Annotated in this window: 10 protein-coding genes; 7 read left to right on the top strand and 3 right to left on the bottom strand. The window is 54.5% G+C overall.

Annotation, left to right across the window (positions count from 1 at the left end; all coding sequences use genetic code 11):
• Position 1 precedes the first annotated feature (1 nt).
• Complete coding sequence (gene glgP / locus C7H08_RS14310) at positions 2-2,506, top strand: alpha-glucan family phosphorylase (protein WP_106672922.1); 2,505 nt, start codon at positions 2-4, stop codon at positions 2,504-2,506.
• 3 nt (positions 2,507-2,509) lie between these two features.
• Here the strand turns inward: glgP and C7H08_RS14305 are convergent, their stop codons facing one another.
• On the bottom strand, positions 2,510-3,928 hold the full coding sequence (locus C7H08_RS14305; RefSeq protein WP_106673600.1) for a TrkH family potassium uptake protein: 1,419 nt from the start codon (positions 3,926-3,928) through the stop codon (positions 2,510-2,512).
• A gap of 163 nt (positions 3,929-4,091) precedes the next feature.
• Positions 4,092-5,399 (bottom strand): carboxylate--amine ligase, encoded by a 1,308-nt coding sequence (locus C7H08_RS14300; protein ID WP_106672921.1) that lies wholly within the window; start codon positions 5,397-5,399, stop codon positions 4,092-4,094.
• A 385-nt stretch (positions 5,400-5,784) separates the two neighbouring features.
• Here C7H08_RS14300 and C7H08_RS14295 point away from each other — a divergent pair, with 385 nt between their 5' ends.
• The 3 genes from C7H08_RS14295 (at position 5,785) to C7H08_RS14285 (ending at position 9,548) form a co-directional block, all read left to right on the top strand.
• Positions 5,785-6,324 carry a porin family protein gene (locus C7H08_RS14295; protein ID WP_106672920.1) on the top strand — a complete coding sequence of 180 codons (540 nt, stop codon included), beginning with the start codon at positions 5,785-5,787 and terminating at the stop codon, positions 6,322-6,324.
• Positions 6,325-6,541: 217 nt separating this feature from the next.
• On the top strand, positions 6,542-8,521 hold the full coding sequence (locus C7H08_RS14290; protein ID WP_106672919.1) for a hypothetical protein: 1,980 nt from the start codon (positions 6,542-6,544) through the stop codon (positions 8,519-8,521).
• A 10-nt stretch (positions 8,522-8,531) separates the two neighbouring features.
• Positions 8,532-9,548 (top strand): ion channel, encoded by a 1,017-nt coding sequence (locus C7H08_RS14285; protein ID WP_106672918.1) that lies wholly within the window; start codon positions 8,532-8,534, stop codon positions 9,546-9,548.
• Between the two features lie 235 nt (positions 9,549-9,783).
• Here the strand turns inward: C7H08_RS14285 and C7H08_RS14280 are convergent, their stop codons facing one another.
• On the bottom strand, positions 9,784-11,496 hold the full coding sequence (locus C7H08_RS14280) for a protein adenylyltransferase SelO (RefSeq protein WP_106672917.1): 1,713 nt from the start codon (positions 11,494-11,496) through the stop codon (positions 9,784-9,786).
• Between the two features lie 224 nt (positions 11,497-11,720).
• Here C7H08_RS14280 and C7H08_RS14275 point away from each other — a divergent pair, with 224 nt between their 5' ends.
• From C7H08_RS14275 to C7H08_RS14265, 3 genes are all read left to right on the top strand, one after another.
• Entirely contained in the window at positions 11,721-12,017 is a 297-nt protein-coding gene (locus tag C7H08_RS14275) for a protein-tyrosine phosphatase family protein (protein WP_106672916.1), read from the top strand.
• Positions 12,018-12,394: 377 nt separating this feature from the next.
• Positions 12,395-13,066, top strand: a complete 672-nt coding sequence (locus C7H08_RS14270; RefSeq protein ID WP_227663284.1) for a hypothetical protein — start codon at positions 12,395-12,397, stop codon at positions 13,064-13,066.
• 350 nt (positions 13,067-13,416) lie between these two features.
• The gene (locus C7H08_RS14265; protein ID WP_207768327.1) at positions 13,417-14,907 is read left to right on the top strand and encodes an iron-containing redox enzyme family protein; all 1,491 of its coding nucleotides are present in this window, start codon (positions 13,417-13,419) and stop codon (positions 14,905-14,907) included.
• Positions 14,908-14,933: the final 26 nt, after the last annotated feature.

Genomic DNA, 14,933 nt, shown 5'->3' with positions numbered 1-14,933 from the left:
GATGACACTTGCCGCTTACACTATGCGCGCCTTGCCAGCTCAGCTGTCAGGCCTTATTCCGCTGGCGCTTGATCTGCGCTGGAGCTGGCACCATGGCAGTGACCAGCTCTGGCTCGCGCTGGATGAAGATGCCTGGCAAGCTACCCATAACGCCTGGCTGGTGCTCAACAGTGCCTCAACGGAACGCCTGCAGGCGCTTGCCGAAGATCCCGACTTTCTTGCGGTTTACCAAAGCCAGATGGCTTCCCATGAGAGGTTTAGTGAAGCCGCTACATGGTACTCCGAAAACTGCGATGGGCAACTTGGTGATGGCGTAGCCTGGTTCTGTATGGAATACGGTGTGTCAGAGTCGCTCCCGCTATACAGCGGTGGTCTGGGCGTATTGGCCGGGGACTTCCTGAAAGCCGCGAGTGATCTTGGCGTTCCCGTGATGGCCATCGGCCTTCTGTTTCAACAGGGGTATTTCCGCCAGGCACTGAACGCCGATGGTGAGCAGATTGAATTCCATCCCTACAACGATCCCACCATGCTGCCGGTGGCGCCACTCAGAGACAGTAACGGCGAATGGGCGAGGGTGACCGTACCCTTTCCTGGTCGCGAGGTGCGGTTACGGGCGTGGAAAGGACAAGTGGGACGATGTGAACTGCTGTTACTGGACAGCAACGACCCCCGTAATGAGCCCGGTGACCGCGGTATCACCAGTGAACTCTACAGTGGCGACCCGGAGAAGCGCTTGCAGCAAGAGATGGTGCTCGGCATCGGCGGCTGGCGCCTGCTGGAGCTGTTGCAGCGCAACCCTTCTGCCTGCCATATCAATGAGGGTCACAGCGCGTTGGCACTGATTGAACGTGCTCACTGGTGGCAACGCCGCCATCAGGGGGATTTCGCGACCGCCCGAATGGCCACCAGAGCGACCAACCTGTTTACCACCCACACCTCGGTTGCCGCCGGTTTCGACCGTTTTTCCCGGAAGCTGGCGGATCTTTATCTGGCGCCCTGGCTCAACGAAAATGACAACACGCTGGACACGCTGCTTACCATTGCCAACGGTGGTGAACAGCAACTGAACATGGCCGGCATTGCCTTGGGTATGAGCGGCCGGTTTAACGGGGTAAGCCAGATTCATCAGCAAGTGACCCAAACCATCTTTCAACCCTGGTTTGGCCGGTGGCCGACGGCCGATATTCCGGCGGATTTTGTTACCAATGGGGTACACACGCCAAGCTGGGACTCCCCGGAATCGGATGCGCTCTGGACCAAAGCCTGCGGTCAGGATCGCTGGCGCCGGCCAATGACCGAGTCTTGCCCGCTCAAAAACACTACCGATGCAGACCTCTGGCAAATGCGCCGTGCCCAACGTAAACGGTTGATCAGTTACCTGAGAGGCCGGCTCAGAAGCCAGCACTGTGAGCATAATTTCGGTAACACAGCCGAAGCCGCTTGCGGACTGTTGTTGGACCCGGAAACCCTGACCCTCGGCTTTGCCCGGCGTTTCACCAGTTACAAGCGGCCCGATCTGTTGCTGAAAGATCCGGACCGCCTGATCGCGATGCTCACGTGCAGAGACCGCCCGTTACAGATCGTGCTTGCAGGCAAGGCACACCCGAAAGACGAAGAAGGCAAGGCACTGATCAAACGCTGGAAGACCTTTTCCCGGTTGCCGGAAGTCGAAGGTAAGGTGGTGTTCATCGAGGACTACGATCTCGCCGTGGCCAACCAGTTAATTCAGGGCGTGGATGTATGGCTGAATTGCCCGAGGCACCCCTGGGAGGCCTGCGGCACCAGTGGTATGAAAGTGCTGGTGAATGGTGGGCTCAACCTGTCCCAGTTTGATGGCTGGTGGGCCGAGGCCTGGAATGAGAACGTGGGCTGGGCTATTCGCCCCAACGCCAGCTTCGCCCAGCTCAGCCAAAGCGACCAGCACGACGAAGCCGATGCTCTGGAGCTTTACGAACTGCTCGAACAGCAGGTTATTCCTGAATTTTATAAACTGAATGATCAGGGGCTGCCTTCCCTGTGGTTAGATCGTGTGCGCGCAAGCATGAACCAGCTGACCGCGCGTTATTCTGCGAACCGGATGGTGCGGGAGTATGTGAACGAGTTCTATCGGCCGATGATTGTCAAAGGGTCAAGGCGCAATCCGGAACAAGCGAGGGAGTTGGTGGAGCTGCTGGATCACATTGCCTGCCATTGGCCAGCGTTACGCTTTGGGAGTCTTCATAGTGAAGGGCAGGGTGGCCATAGGTTATTCGTACTGGACGTTTACCTGGATGGGCTTAGCAAAGACCAGGTTTGCGTTGAACTGGTGGCAGAAGCATCGGAGTTCGGCCCGCGGGTGGTTCAGGCCATGGAGCTGAATCATGGGCTTCCGGGCGCGGAAGACAGCTACCAGTACCAGTGTTCCGTACCGACCCGCCCGGCAGAACATTTTACCCCGCGTATCCGGGTCCGCGATGAGCGCTTGAACTTGCCGCTGGAGGACCGACACATCCTCTGGTACCGCTAAGCTCTAGCCGCGCCAGAAAGCCGGAGACAATACAATCACTACACTCAGTATTTCCAGCCGACCCATCAGCATTCCGACCGAGAGAATCCATTTGGCGGCGTCCGGTAATGGCGCAAAGTTTCCGGCCGGCCCGATGATGTCACCCAGGCCGGGGCCGACGTTGGTCAGAGAGGTCAGGGCGCCGGACAGCGCCGTTACAAAGTCCAGCTGAAGTGATGCCAGCAGGACGGTGATTACCAGCAGAGACAACAGAAAAATAAACGTATAGGCGATCATCGAAGAAATGATTTCATCGCTGACCGGTCGACCGTTGTAATTACGGGTAAACACAGCGCGGGGGTGCAGCAATCGCATCAGCTGCTCCCGCAGAATAATCAGAGACAATTGAAAACGGAAAATCTTCATGCCCCCGGCGGTTGAACCAGAGCAGCCACCCACAAACATCAGGAAGAAAAACACCACAAATGCCAGGGGCCCCCAGGATGAATAGTCTTCAGAGGCGTAACCGGTTGTAGTGACCACCGAGGTTACGTTGAACAGCGTCGCCACGTAATTGTGGGCGGGATCAAACGGTACGGGTGACACCCACCAGCGATAAAGCGTCAGCAGTGCAGGGATGATCAGTAGAATGGCCAGAAACACCCGGACCTGCTGATCCTTGAACAGCACAAATCGCTGGCCGTGCATCTCCCGGACAAACAGGAAGAATGGCAAACTGCCCAGCATCATGAAAAAGCTTGCCTCGAGCAGGATGATATCGCTGAACTTGCCCATCGACAGGTCTGACGTTGAGAAACCGCCAGTGGCAATACTGGTCAAGCCATGGTTGAAAGCATCGAATACAGTCATGCCAGACAGCCAGTAAGTGACGACTGCGAGCACAGTAAAGAACCCATACACCCACAGCAGGCCCCGGCTAAGGCTTTTCATCCGGGGGAGCGCCTTGTCGGTCCACTCAGACGATTCGGTCGCAAACAAACGCATGCCGCCAACGCGCAAGAAAGGCAGTACCGCAACGAACATGCCGATGATGCCGATGCCGCCGAGCCACTGCAAAATCGAGCGCCAGAGCAGGAGGTCCTGATCGAAATCATCCAGTCCGCTAAGCACCGTCGCCCCGGTTGTGGTTATGCCTGAGGTGCCCTCAAAGAACGCATCGGCAGCGGAAATACTGTTATCGCTCAGATAGAACGGCAAGGAAGAGAGCATGGCGATGATAAACCAGCTGGAAACCGTGAGAACGAACATATAGCGGGGTTTGAGTTCTCTTGGCTGGCGATAGGTGGACACAACCCCAAGAACTCCCAACGCAAACACAATAGCCGCCGACTCGGCAAACGCTATCGCATTCGGCGCGCCAGAGCCGAAAACTGTAAGAAGAAGTACCGGTAACGTCATGAAAACACTAAGAAGTATAAAAATGACACTAACGATGAAGATGACGGGGTAAAGGTTTCTCAAGTTGCGCCCAGGCCAGCTGACAAAGAGACGGCGTCAGGATACCCGCGGCGCCTTGCTTCCGCAAGGAATCAAGGCACCGGCGGCTGACCTTTCAGCTCACCCGGGCACTTTTAAGCAGAGGGCTCTAAACGTAAAAGTCCAGGTCCTCTTGGGCTTTCAGCAGATCGCGCATCTTGATCGGATCGTCACCGAAGAAGAAGATCAGCCCCCAGTGTGTGCCGAAGGCTGAGCGGTCAGGCACGGTTTCTTCCGTGGGTGCCACCAATTCGTGCGACACGAAATAAGGATGCTCAGTGGTTTCCTCGGGCATTTCCAGCTTGCTGACAACACGGCGCCTTGGATAGACACCAAAGCAGCCAGCGTAGCCTTTGGCATCAACCACTTCGCGGGGGAAGAAACTGTCCACTTCCTCTTGCGTGCTCTTTGGATCGAACACCAGCATTGACGCCTGGTATGCATTGAATCCGTAGGCCATCTCGATAAGCTCAAAAGCCTTGAACCCGGGCGGACGATAAGCCACTTCACCAAAGTACATTTCACCGTCGGCGGTGACGAAGTACTCAGGGTGAATCAAGCCAAACTGGATATCGAAGGTCTTGATCAACAATTCGATCTGCTTGGTGATCGCGTTGCGCCAGCTCTCGAGTTGGGCGGTGGCCGGTACGAACACGGAATAGCCCAGGGTTACGTATTCAGAAATGTTGAGAAACTTGATCTTACCGTTGTGAATCCAGGCTTCAACGGCAAATTCCCAGCCATCAAGGTGACTTTCCATAAGCAGGGGGTATTCTTCCGCCGGAATCGTGTCGATTTCATCCACCGTCCGGATCATTCGATGGCCCAGACAACCGGCCTTATCGAAGGCCTTAACGTGAATCGGGTCATCGGGATCACCGTCCAGCTTGAGCAGGGTCTGATTGACCCGTTTCATGAAACGGATAATGTCTTCTTTTTCATGAGCCTCTTCGAAAATTCCGACACGAATGCCACCAAGCTGAGCGCGGCGTTTCATCAGAGCCTTGTCGCGAAACAGAATAGACTGCCCGTACATACGCGGGTTGTTGAAGAGGACGGAGTTAATGGCACCGGACCACTCGACGGTTTCTTCGAAAAGCGGTATGGCAACATCTACACCTTCTGCCTTAAGCCTTTCGGCAATCTCGATGGACCTGTCATTCAGACGAATAAAATCCCACGGGATAAACGGAATGTTGTTGGCAGTACAGAAGTCCGCAGCCCAATCCGGGGCCACGACTACATAGCGACGATCAAATTTTTGCGCGGCCTTGATGGCGTTAACGCTCCACCCAAGCAGGGCAATGTAGCCCTTGTTCGGGTCTTTTGGAGTCTCGGTTCCACGAACCGAGTCCATGGTCGGATCGCGCCAAGATAGCACTTCTTGCGACATTTCAGTTTCGGGCGTAATCGACATTCAAAATTCTCCTGATTGGTTATCTCTGACAACCCCACGAAAGTTAAGCAAACTAAGCTACAGATGTTATTCAGGGGGGCGGGCGCAAATCCGGCGCCTGGCGAAATGCAGTCATTCATGATGAATTTCATCAGACAGGTTAAGGGGTATTGCATCCCAGTCGTCTACTTCAATGTAGTTGATATAGGTGTAAATGGAAACTTTATCCCGAATTCTTACTGATCGACCAGGCAGATAAAGTCGGGGAACGAGCTTGTTACCAACGAATTAATTCCTCGTAAACCCGATGTAAATGTGCGTATCTGCTATGGCAAAGCGAGGAAACCTCGTGCACCTTGATGACCGTAGCAAACATTGCTTCATGCAGTATCAAGGAGAATCGGTTATGAACATCAAAAACAACGTATTTCTTGCAACCGTAGCCACCGCTGGACTGGCATTCGCCGGCTCGGCCACTGCTCAGGATATGTACAAATCCGGTATGGGCGGTCTTTACGCAGGTGTGAATTACACCTTTATGGACGTCGATTTCGATGGCTACGCCAATGCTGACGTAGGAACACTGTCAGGTAAGGTCGGTGTGATGGCGACAGATTTCCTGGGTGTTGAGGCGCGTGCCGGCTTCGGGGTGGATGATGATCGAGTTCTGGGCCAAAAGGTCAAGCTTGATAATTTCTTCGGCGGTTACGCTACGATCAACATGGTGAATCAGAGCCCGGTGACACCGTACGCCGTTCTTGGTTTTACTCGCATTGAAGCGGAGTTTGGTGGCCGTTCTGATGATGAGCTCGATTTCTCTTATGGCGCAGGCCTGAACGTCAAGCTAGCGCAAAACCTGTCCGGTAACCTTGAGTACATGCGTTACTACGATGACAGCGACATTACCGTGGACGGTATCGGCCTGGGTTTGCAGATGAACTTCTGAAGCTGACCAAATAGATAATACAGGCATAGGCAATAGAGCCCGCGGGATTGAACACCTCGTGGGCTTTGTCATTCATGGAGCGTCTGTTGGCCAGCGCACAGACCCGATCTTCACATGAAAATAGACTACTTGGTGCATACAGTTTCTCTCACTTCCCTCAGAATTCCGCGATCGGATGGTGCTGGATGCATGATGAGTAGGTCAGGGAGATATCGTAGTGATTTCCAGTTCTGATGCAGTAACAAACCCTTCTGTTGCAAGCTTTGACAAGGCTCTGGAACAACTTGGCCTTGACCTTCTGAACAGTCCCACCGCGTACAATACAGCGGTGCTGGATGCAGCACTTCAGGTAATGAAAACTCCCGAAGGACTGGACGCCTTGTATGCCAGAGTGCCGGCGATGGAGGCCAAGGGCGTATTTACCAACAGCGACTGGGACCAGCCTGCCATTCTACGGCCGGCTCTGGCCGTGCGAACGTTACGTCAGGGCGCTGCGCCCTACACGGCCATCGAAGCCCTGAGTGAGCTTCGTCTATTGGCCGTCGCCATGGGTGATTATCTCCACCCCGGAATTTCAGCGGAGCATGCCAGAAATTTTCTGACCCAGGTGACCGCACTGAATCTGGACCTGCTTTCCGGCCAGATGAGCGAAGCTGACAGAGAGCGGCCACAAGGGCTGGGGCAGATCGTCAATTCGCTATATCAGTACCTGCTCAGCAAGCTCGGCTATGAGAGCATTCTCGACAGTCTGGTGGATGAGGTGCAACGCCTGCTGGCGCAACGCCCGATACAAACAGACAGCATCAAGCAGATGGTCAGTCAGATTGCCAAATGCCTGTTTGATCCGGAAATTGAAACATCGGGAATGGACAAAGCGGCGCGGCTTGTCAGTGCTTTGTTTGGTCCAACCAAAGGGTGTCGCGACGACCCGGGTTTTGCAGTCTACGGCGAACGTCTGGCCACCATGGACGAAGTCGCACTCTCTGAAGAGGCGCAAGGTTTTGCCAGTGCAATGCATGAGACGGGCATGGTTTCCCCTTACCATCCCATGTTGTTACGGCACCTGCGGGGTCACCGGGATGACTTGATACCGCTGGCTTTGGGCCTGAGCATCACCGGCAACGATGTGCTCCAGTGTTACCGCCAAATCGTGCTCGAACTCATTGATCAAGTGGTTCATCCGGAAACAAGTCAGGCGGTTTATGGACTGACCATGTTTCTTGAACGCGGATCTCTGTTCACACCGCCAGTCGCGGCAGGTCTGTGGCGGCAACTCGAACTGACATTGTGCCAGGCGGCATCTGACAGATTGAAGGCGGTGTTCGGAGAGGCGCACCCTCCGCGGGTGTATTTGCTGGCCGGTGTGCTAAGCCTTCTAGGGCAGCCGTTGGGTGTTGGCCAGGGTAATAACCCGACGTGTCAGTCGGTCATCGGTCTTTCCATGTGGTCTTTCAACGATGCCGACTTTCTGTTGCAGCTGGTGGCCTGGGCAGCCCGCGATGACGACGTCGTCATGCGTTTCGAGGGCCAGCACATTAACTCGCAGCACCTGGAAGCAGGCCTCGCGAAGGAACCCCCAACCGATGTCGATCCGGTTTCATTGGTTCTGATACCGCACCTTGACCGCATTTATGGCGAGATGGGGCGCTTGTGCGGTGTGCGCGACGATGACCTGCACCGCTGGATTAACCCGGAAATGTACGGCTGGTGGGTAGGGCATGGCTTCCTGAGTGTCATTAGCCGGGAAACAGGGAAAATCCATGATTATGAAGATTTTATCCGCCACTTTTATGCCTCCTACCACCCTTATTACAACGGCAACATACCGGTCATCCACCCACAACCCGCAGGCATTGCCGTTACCGACAGCGGTGGGCGCCTCGTTGGACGCCACGCCATAACGATTATCCGGGTCAATCTCGATCGCGATGGCCAGATGCGAATCTATTTCTTCAATCCCAATAATGACAGTGGCCAGGATTGGGGGCAGGGTATTAACTGCTCCACCCAGAGTAATGGAGAGCGTCACGGCGAAGCCTCGCTGCCGTTCGCTGAGTTCGCGTCGCGCTTGTGCGTATTTCATTACGACCCGAGGGAAATTGGGGACACGTCAGTGATTCCTGAAACCGAAGTCACACGCGCCACAGAGCTCGGCCGTACCAGTTGGGCGATGAGTTATGAGGTGATCCTGACTTAGCGGAGGCAAGGTGAGCACTCAATGGCTGGTTGTGCCTGGGATCATCGTTCTCGTTACCGTAATGGTTGACGTCGCATGGACCACTTTGACCACGCAAGGTAGCGGACCACTTACCAGACTGATTACCATCGCCGTCGAGTCGGCGTCTTCAAAGGCCCATGCGTTGTCTGGGCGTCGTGCCGTATTGGTAACCGCGGGGCCAATCGCAATTGCTGTTATAGGCTCTGTGTGGCTGCTGTCCTTATGGGCCGGATGGCTGCTTATTTTCAGTGCCTTCCCGAGCGGAGTGATTGAGGCACAAACCGGGAAAACCGCGGGTTTAGCGGAACGTGTGTATTTCGTTGGCTTCACCTTGTCCTCTCTGGGCATGGGTGATTTCAAGCCAGGCGAAGAGGTTACGCGCCTTTTGACGGCATTTGCAGCATTTAATGGGCTGATCCTGGTCACCTTGATGATTACTTATGCGGTGCCTTTGGTTCAGGGTGCTATTACGCGGAGAAAGCTGGCGTTCTCGATTTCTTTATTGGGCAGCAGCCCTCAGGAAATGGTTTGGCGAGCCTGGCAGATCAATAATGCCCAGGGGTTTGAAAACGCGCTTGGGCAGGTTTCCTCGGATTTGATTCAGTGTTCTGAACAGCGGTTAGCTTACCCGCTGCTTGATCTGTTCTATTGCACGGGCAGCCGCTTCTCCCTTGGTGTTCAGCTGGGGCGTCTGGACGAAGCGCTCAGCCTGCTGACAAAGGGGTTGCAGACAAATTACCGGTGGACTTCGTTTACGGTGGAAAATACTCGAAAAGTAATCTCCCATTATCTTTACAGATCGGAGAAAAGGAGCAATATCGGTCACGTAGGCGTGCCCCCGTTGCCCGCCATTGGCCTCCTCAAAAGCAAGAATGTACCGCTGTTGGACCATCAGGAGGATGCATTCGAACAGCTTAAAAACCGCCGGGTTCGGATGCACAGGCTGGTTCGCCGGGAAGGCTGGGAATGGTCTGCAGTTGAAGATGAAGACAGGGAAACCCTATAGTCTTGGAGGAGTCGCGTGATTCACCCCGGCGCTTGATCCTGGGTTCCAAATCCGTATGTACTGCAACAGATCGCCAAGTGCTAAATCTAATCTGGATTTCTCGTTAGCACTTTCTGTGGTCGTCCAGAATGTGGATGAATAGACTCGGTCGTGGATATCCTATTTAACATAATATACATTACACGCAGTCTGATAGGATCGTTAAATTAACATTATTGCGGATTTCACTTTAGCCTCACGACGAGCAGCTATAGTGTGACGACCCACCAACCTCAAAAAGCTCGGGCGGCTTCAGTCTGTAGTATTTCTTCTCTACGTCCTCCGACTGCTCAGCGTATGGCTTCGTCATCACGTCCTGCAGTTCTCGCAGCAGTGCGTAGTTACCCGCTGCTGCTTGCTGATAAGCAGGCACAACGAACCATTCCCTCAAACTGAACTTCGGGTTGATAAGCTTCATCTGACTGGAAAGCTCCTCACGCGTGCCAGGTCGCGTGAGCGATTGCCAATGTGTGAGCCACGCTGACCAGCGCTTGTCCATCTCTTCGGGATCTGCAGCATAGGTCGCGCTCTTGTAGAAGCTCTTCTTGAGTGGCTCAATGTCATCTGGCAACGACGAGAGTTCCCGGAAGAACATGGTGTAATCCACAGGCGTTTGCATCATCAGCGTTGCCAGCTCGCGGAACAAAGCCGGCTCAAAAGTATCAAGTCCAAGCTTGGCAGCCCACATCTTCTCCATTTGCGCTTGCATCACCTTTGGGAAATCACTTTGAATCTCTTCCAGCTGCCGCAGACAGTCTGGATGCCCCGCCAGCAAAGGCCGAACCGCCGAACAAAACGAGTGGAAGTTGCGTTCGGCGGCTACCGGTTGGTTGAGGAACGCAAAGTGATGCCCGCCCCCCGTCCAGGGTTGGTACTGCGGATCGAACACATCGCAGAATCCAAAGGGGCCATAGTCGAGCGTGAAGCCGCCCGCCGCACAGTTGTCGCTGTTGAAGTTACCCTGGCAGTAGCCAACACGGATCCAGTTCGCCACCAGTGACGTCAGTCGGCTGCGGAACTCACGTGCCAGCACCACCACCTTTTCAGCGGTGGTCAGTGACTGGTCGATTACGTCACCGTACTCACGATCGATCAGGTGCAAAACGATCTTCTCGAGCTCCTCCATCGCCTGCGGGTGTTCCTGCTTGCGGGCGCGACGGCTAAAGAGCTCGAGCTGCCCTACCCGAATGAACGACGGTGCAACACGCGTGGAGATGGCAACGGGCTCGGATATAAGGATGTCGGGATCTAATAAGCGTGAGCCCTCCGAATACCACGGGCGCCTGACCTGCTCGGTCTTGGATACGTACAGACTCAGAGACCGTGACGTCGGTACCCCGAGTGCGTGCATATGTTCCTGGGCCAGGAACTCCCGCACACTGGATCTCAGAACGGCCCGGCCATCCCCGCCGCGGCAGTAGGGTGTGCGCCCTGCCCCTTTCAACTGCATTTCCCAGCGCTGCCCGTTGATGACAGCCTCGAGCACCGAGATAGCGCGACCGTCGCCGTAGCCATTGCCGGTCTGAAACGGGCATTGCTGATAGAACTCGGTGCCGTAGATGGACAGTGCATAGCCACACGCCCAGCCGACGTTGCGCATAGGCTCCGGAGCCCGGGACAAGTCGCCGGAGAACATGCGGACGAAGTCGCTGGACTGGGCGAGGCTGTCGGCGAAGCCCAGTTCGCGAAACAGGCTTTGGCTGTGCGCAACGTACTCGGGGTTATCGATTGGCGTGGGATTGACCGGAACATAGTGGCCAGAGAAGACTTGTCTTGGCGCGTGGTCGGCTCCGTCGACTTTCCCCTCAGGATCGGAGTTGAGCGTGTCCATCAGTGAATAGTCTGCCACTGCTACGAGATCGTTGAGAGTCGCAACAGTTGTGGGCGTTACCCGGTGTTGTCGCTCCATTACAGAGACTCCTCTTGGTTTGCAACCGTCGTTTAATTCGATATGGCAAGTCAATTTTGTAATATTAAAATTAATTTATAAAAATCTATTAAGTTAGTGTGAACACCCTAATTATAACTGTTCTAATTTTATCGGATTTGGGTCTGGCGATTAAATTAAACAATAATATTCTATTATGCCTGCATTATAGACAGGTGTTTAAATTAAACGCAGAGGATTTTATTATGAAAACCGAAACTATTTTTAGAGAGATCGATTCTTTGATATCTGTTACTGAAGCGATGCAACATGAATTGTCCGGTTACACGTTCGACACACTGAAAATCATTGAACACGAACTGCCGTACTTTTGCTTAAATCGCATTCAGAACTGGGTGTTGGTCAAAAGCGATTCTTTATTTCAGTTTGCTCGAAACATCAACATAAAAGCAGAGCGTTTTTCTGAAAACTATATTGAACTCATCAAGCCGGCGCCTCGTGGGTCCTATATGCCCGTGGGTATAGACATCGATGATATCTGATTTTTGAATAGAAATGGATCCCTCAGGAGGCTGTGTGAAAACACCATTTACACTGTCTCCGATCTAATAAACAAAACTCCCCTTGAATACCCTGCCGATTAGACGAAGGGATTTTGCGAGTAATTTCTCATTTTTGTTGGATACCGAACAGAGTCCGAACGTTTGCGAGCTTGATAATGGGCGCGACAAAACGGGGCCACCGTTTAAACTCCGGCCTAATGATAACGGGACTTATCTGTTGGGGGTGCGCTCTATGTGCTGGAAGGTTTCGCCCAAGGCGATCGGCTTAAAGCCAGACATCTGGCTCACACATTGGGTGTCAATGAGGAATCTGGAGCCAGCTTCTCCCCGGATGCTGTTGCCCGCAAGAGGCGCCTATGAAAGTGAGCCAGATTCACAAGCTGACCACACCTATCGACCACACCTATTCCGAGATGTTTTCAGGCCGGGTGTACCGGATTGGCAAAGGCGCGGCATCCGTCCGCAACCACAGTGGTGAAGCTGTTCATACCGTTATCTGCGTGCATGGGTTTCTGGCCAATCACTGCTATTTCACAAATGCGTACGAAGCGCCCACAACTGAACTGATCCTTCTTACCTGCAGCAACTACCACATTCCAGTCAATGGTGTGACCCCGGAAGATGCGCCCTGGGATATTGAGATCGAACCGACCGAAGGCACCGTGGAATACGATGCCTGCGTTCTCAACCAGGCTCTGGTAAATCTGCCCAGCACCAGCAATATCCGGATTCATAGGCATTCGCGCGGAGCTGCGGTCATACTGGAAGCCATCTTTCAGCAGCCGGAGCTGTATCGCGATATAGAGCTTGTGCTGGAAGCTCCAGCCCTGCCCCAGGGTCGCCTACACCCGATGGTTACCGCAATTCTGAAGCGCATTGATCATGGCATGTGGCCTTACCTCATCCGGTTGATCAACAATACTCCCTCGTCTGTTTATAGTCAGACTTTTTTCGGCAGGATGAACCCACGTAAAAAGGTGTTACTGAACAACGTGTTCTCCGCAACATTGGACCCACTCACACCATAGTGCGCAATATCGAAAATATCGTCGAGTGGATGGAGCAACGGGACACCAGTGTTTTTAGACACATCAGGAAGGGCTATATCCTGATTCCCGGCGCTGACCGCATCCTTGATCAAAACGCATTGAAAGCCAGCGCAAACCAGTCTCAGACCAGTGTCAGCATTGTGCAAACCACCTCCGCCAGCCATTTTATATCTCTCAACCCCGCCCCTTGCCGTTAATAGACCCTCAGTGCGTGGTGTGCCGAACAGACTCGTGCGTTGTTGCGGTGCACTATAAACCTTCAGAGGTGATTGCGTTATCTCTCCTCGCGCGTGTGTGAGGGTCAGATGAGAAGGAGGACATGAATTTTGATGTATTCAGTACCAGGTAAGTTTCAGCCGGCGACGCCCCCCTATTTGGTGCGACAGCGAGAGAGTAGCAAGCAGCTCTACTTCGCGATGTTAGACGAACGCGGCGGCAGCGCCGGCCAGATTGACGAATTGGCGAACGCCAAATCGCGATCCCTCCTGCTGGAACAACTGGTCGTGGCCGCAGAGATTGACACAGACTTCCCCACCGACATGCGCTCTTTGCCAAGTGTGTTACACAACGCCCATGATCAGGCGGCACAGGCTTACCGCCGCTACCTGGACGGGCGGCACGCCGGTTCGCCACGGCGCTATTTCAGCTGCCGTGCCCATGCGCTGTATTTTCTTCGGGCGGTTGCACCCACCAAACTTGTGGACGGCGCCTGGCTCTATGGCGTGCTGGCGCGATGGCAGGATTCCCGGCTCGCGCCGCTAATCCAAACTTATCTGGAAGAGCTCGGCTGCGGCAATCCTGCGCAAAACCACGTGTTGCTCTACAGGCAATTGCTCGCCCGGTATGGTTGCGATAATTGGCAAGACGGTCCCGACGGGCACTTCACTCAGGGTGCCGTCCAGCTAGCACTGGCACACCACGCCCGGGAATTCTTGCCGGAACTGATCGGTTTCAATCTCGGCTACGAGCAGTTGCCGCTGCACCTGCTCATCACCGCCTACGAACTGAACGAGCTCGACATAGATCCGTACTACTTCAGCCTGCACGTGACGATTGACAATGCCTCAACCGGGCACGCGCGCAAGGCCTTGCAAACCGTGCTGGATAACTCGCCGAGAACCGGCGATGTCTCAGAGTTTCAGCGACGCGTCGGTAACGGCTTTCGTCTGAACCTCGTCGGCATGGGCACGCCTCAGGCGATTGAGTCTTTCGATATTGAGCAGGAACTGCAGCGAGTGTTCGCGGACAAGGCCTTGATCGGCGCACAATTGCATTCGGACTATTGTCTGGTCGGGGGCCGGTCGGTAAGCGACTGGCTTTCATCGCCGGGCGAGATTGTCGATCTACTCAGCGCTTTGCAATCCGCCGGATGGATCCGGCGCGGCGAGAGCCCGGAGCAAAGCCGCTTCTGGCGCCTGTTAACCGATGAGCAGGCGCCCATGTTCGGCGTCTTCGACGGCTACGAGCAGCAACTCTTGAAGGACTGGATTCTGGCCGATTCCGGCGAGAATCCGACCGCACGCACGACAAACCGGTTCCGCAACCGCCAGATCCCAGGACCTGTCGACGAGGCACCCGCAGGGCTGCAAAGCGGTACGTCGGTCGCACAGATCATCGCACGCCACGCCAGCGGGAATCCGAAACTCGGCAGAGGCGCAGACGTTGATGCGCTTTTCCAGAAGTTGGTCAGGATCGACACCAAGGCGGAGGCGTTCGCCGTGTTAACGGGCCTGCTCTCACCAGCGAACCACCCTACCCCTGCGGGGCTGGTGGCAACACGGCTCTATGCCGATCTCTTTCAGCACGTAACGTCTCCGTGAAAAACGATGAACTGCTGCATCTCGCG

It is taken from the genome of Marinobacter halophilus, assembly GCF_003007685.1.
Taxonomy (GTDB): domain Bacteria; phylum Pseudomonadota; class Gammaproteobacteria; order Pseudomonadales; family Oleiphilaceae; genus Marinobacter; species Marinobacter halophilus.
Note: the sequence above shows the minus strand (reverse complement) of the source record. Positions and strands in the feature narration are given on the sequence as shown.

Bases quoted from the DNA above. Each gene is read 5' to 3' on its own strand.
- C7H08_RS14280 (WP_106672917.1), bottom strand. From the start codon at position 11,496: ATGGAGCGACAACACCGGGTAACGCCCACAACTGTTGCGACTCTCAAC.
- C7H08_RS14295 (WP_106672920.1), top strand. From the start codon at position 5,785: ATGAACATCAAAAACAACGTATTTCTTGCAACCGTAGCCACCGCTGGA.
- C7H08_RS14270 (WP_227663284.1), top strand. From the start codon at position 12,395: ATGAAAGTGAGCCAGATTCACAAGCTGACCACACCTATCGACCACACC.
- C7H08_RS14300 (WP_106672921.1), bottom strand. From the start codon at position 5,399: ATGTCGATTACGCCCGAAACTGAAATGTCGCAAGAAGTGCTATCTTGG.
- C7H08_RS14265 (WP_207768327.1), top strand. From the start codon at position 13,417: ATGTATTCAGTACCAGGTAAGTTTCAGCCGGCGACGCCCCCCTATTTG.
- C7H08_RS14275 (WP_106672916.1), top strand. From the start codon at position 11,721: ATGAAAACCGAAACTATTTTTAGAGAGATCGATTCTTTGATATCTGTT.
- glgP (WP_106672922.1), top strand. From the start codon at position 2: ATGACACTTGCCGCTTACACTATGCGCGCCTTGCCAGCTCAGCTGTCA.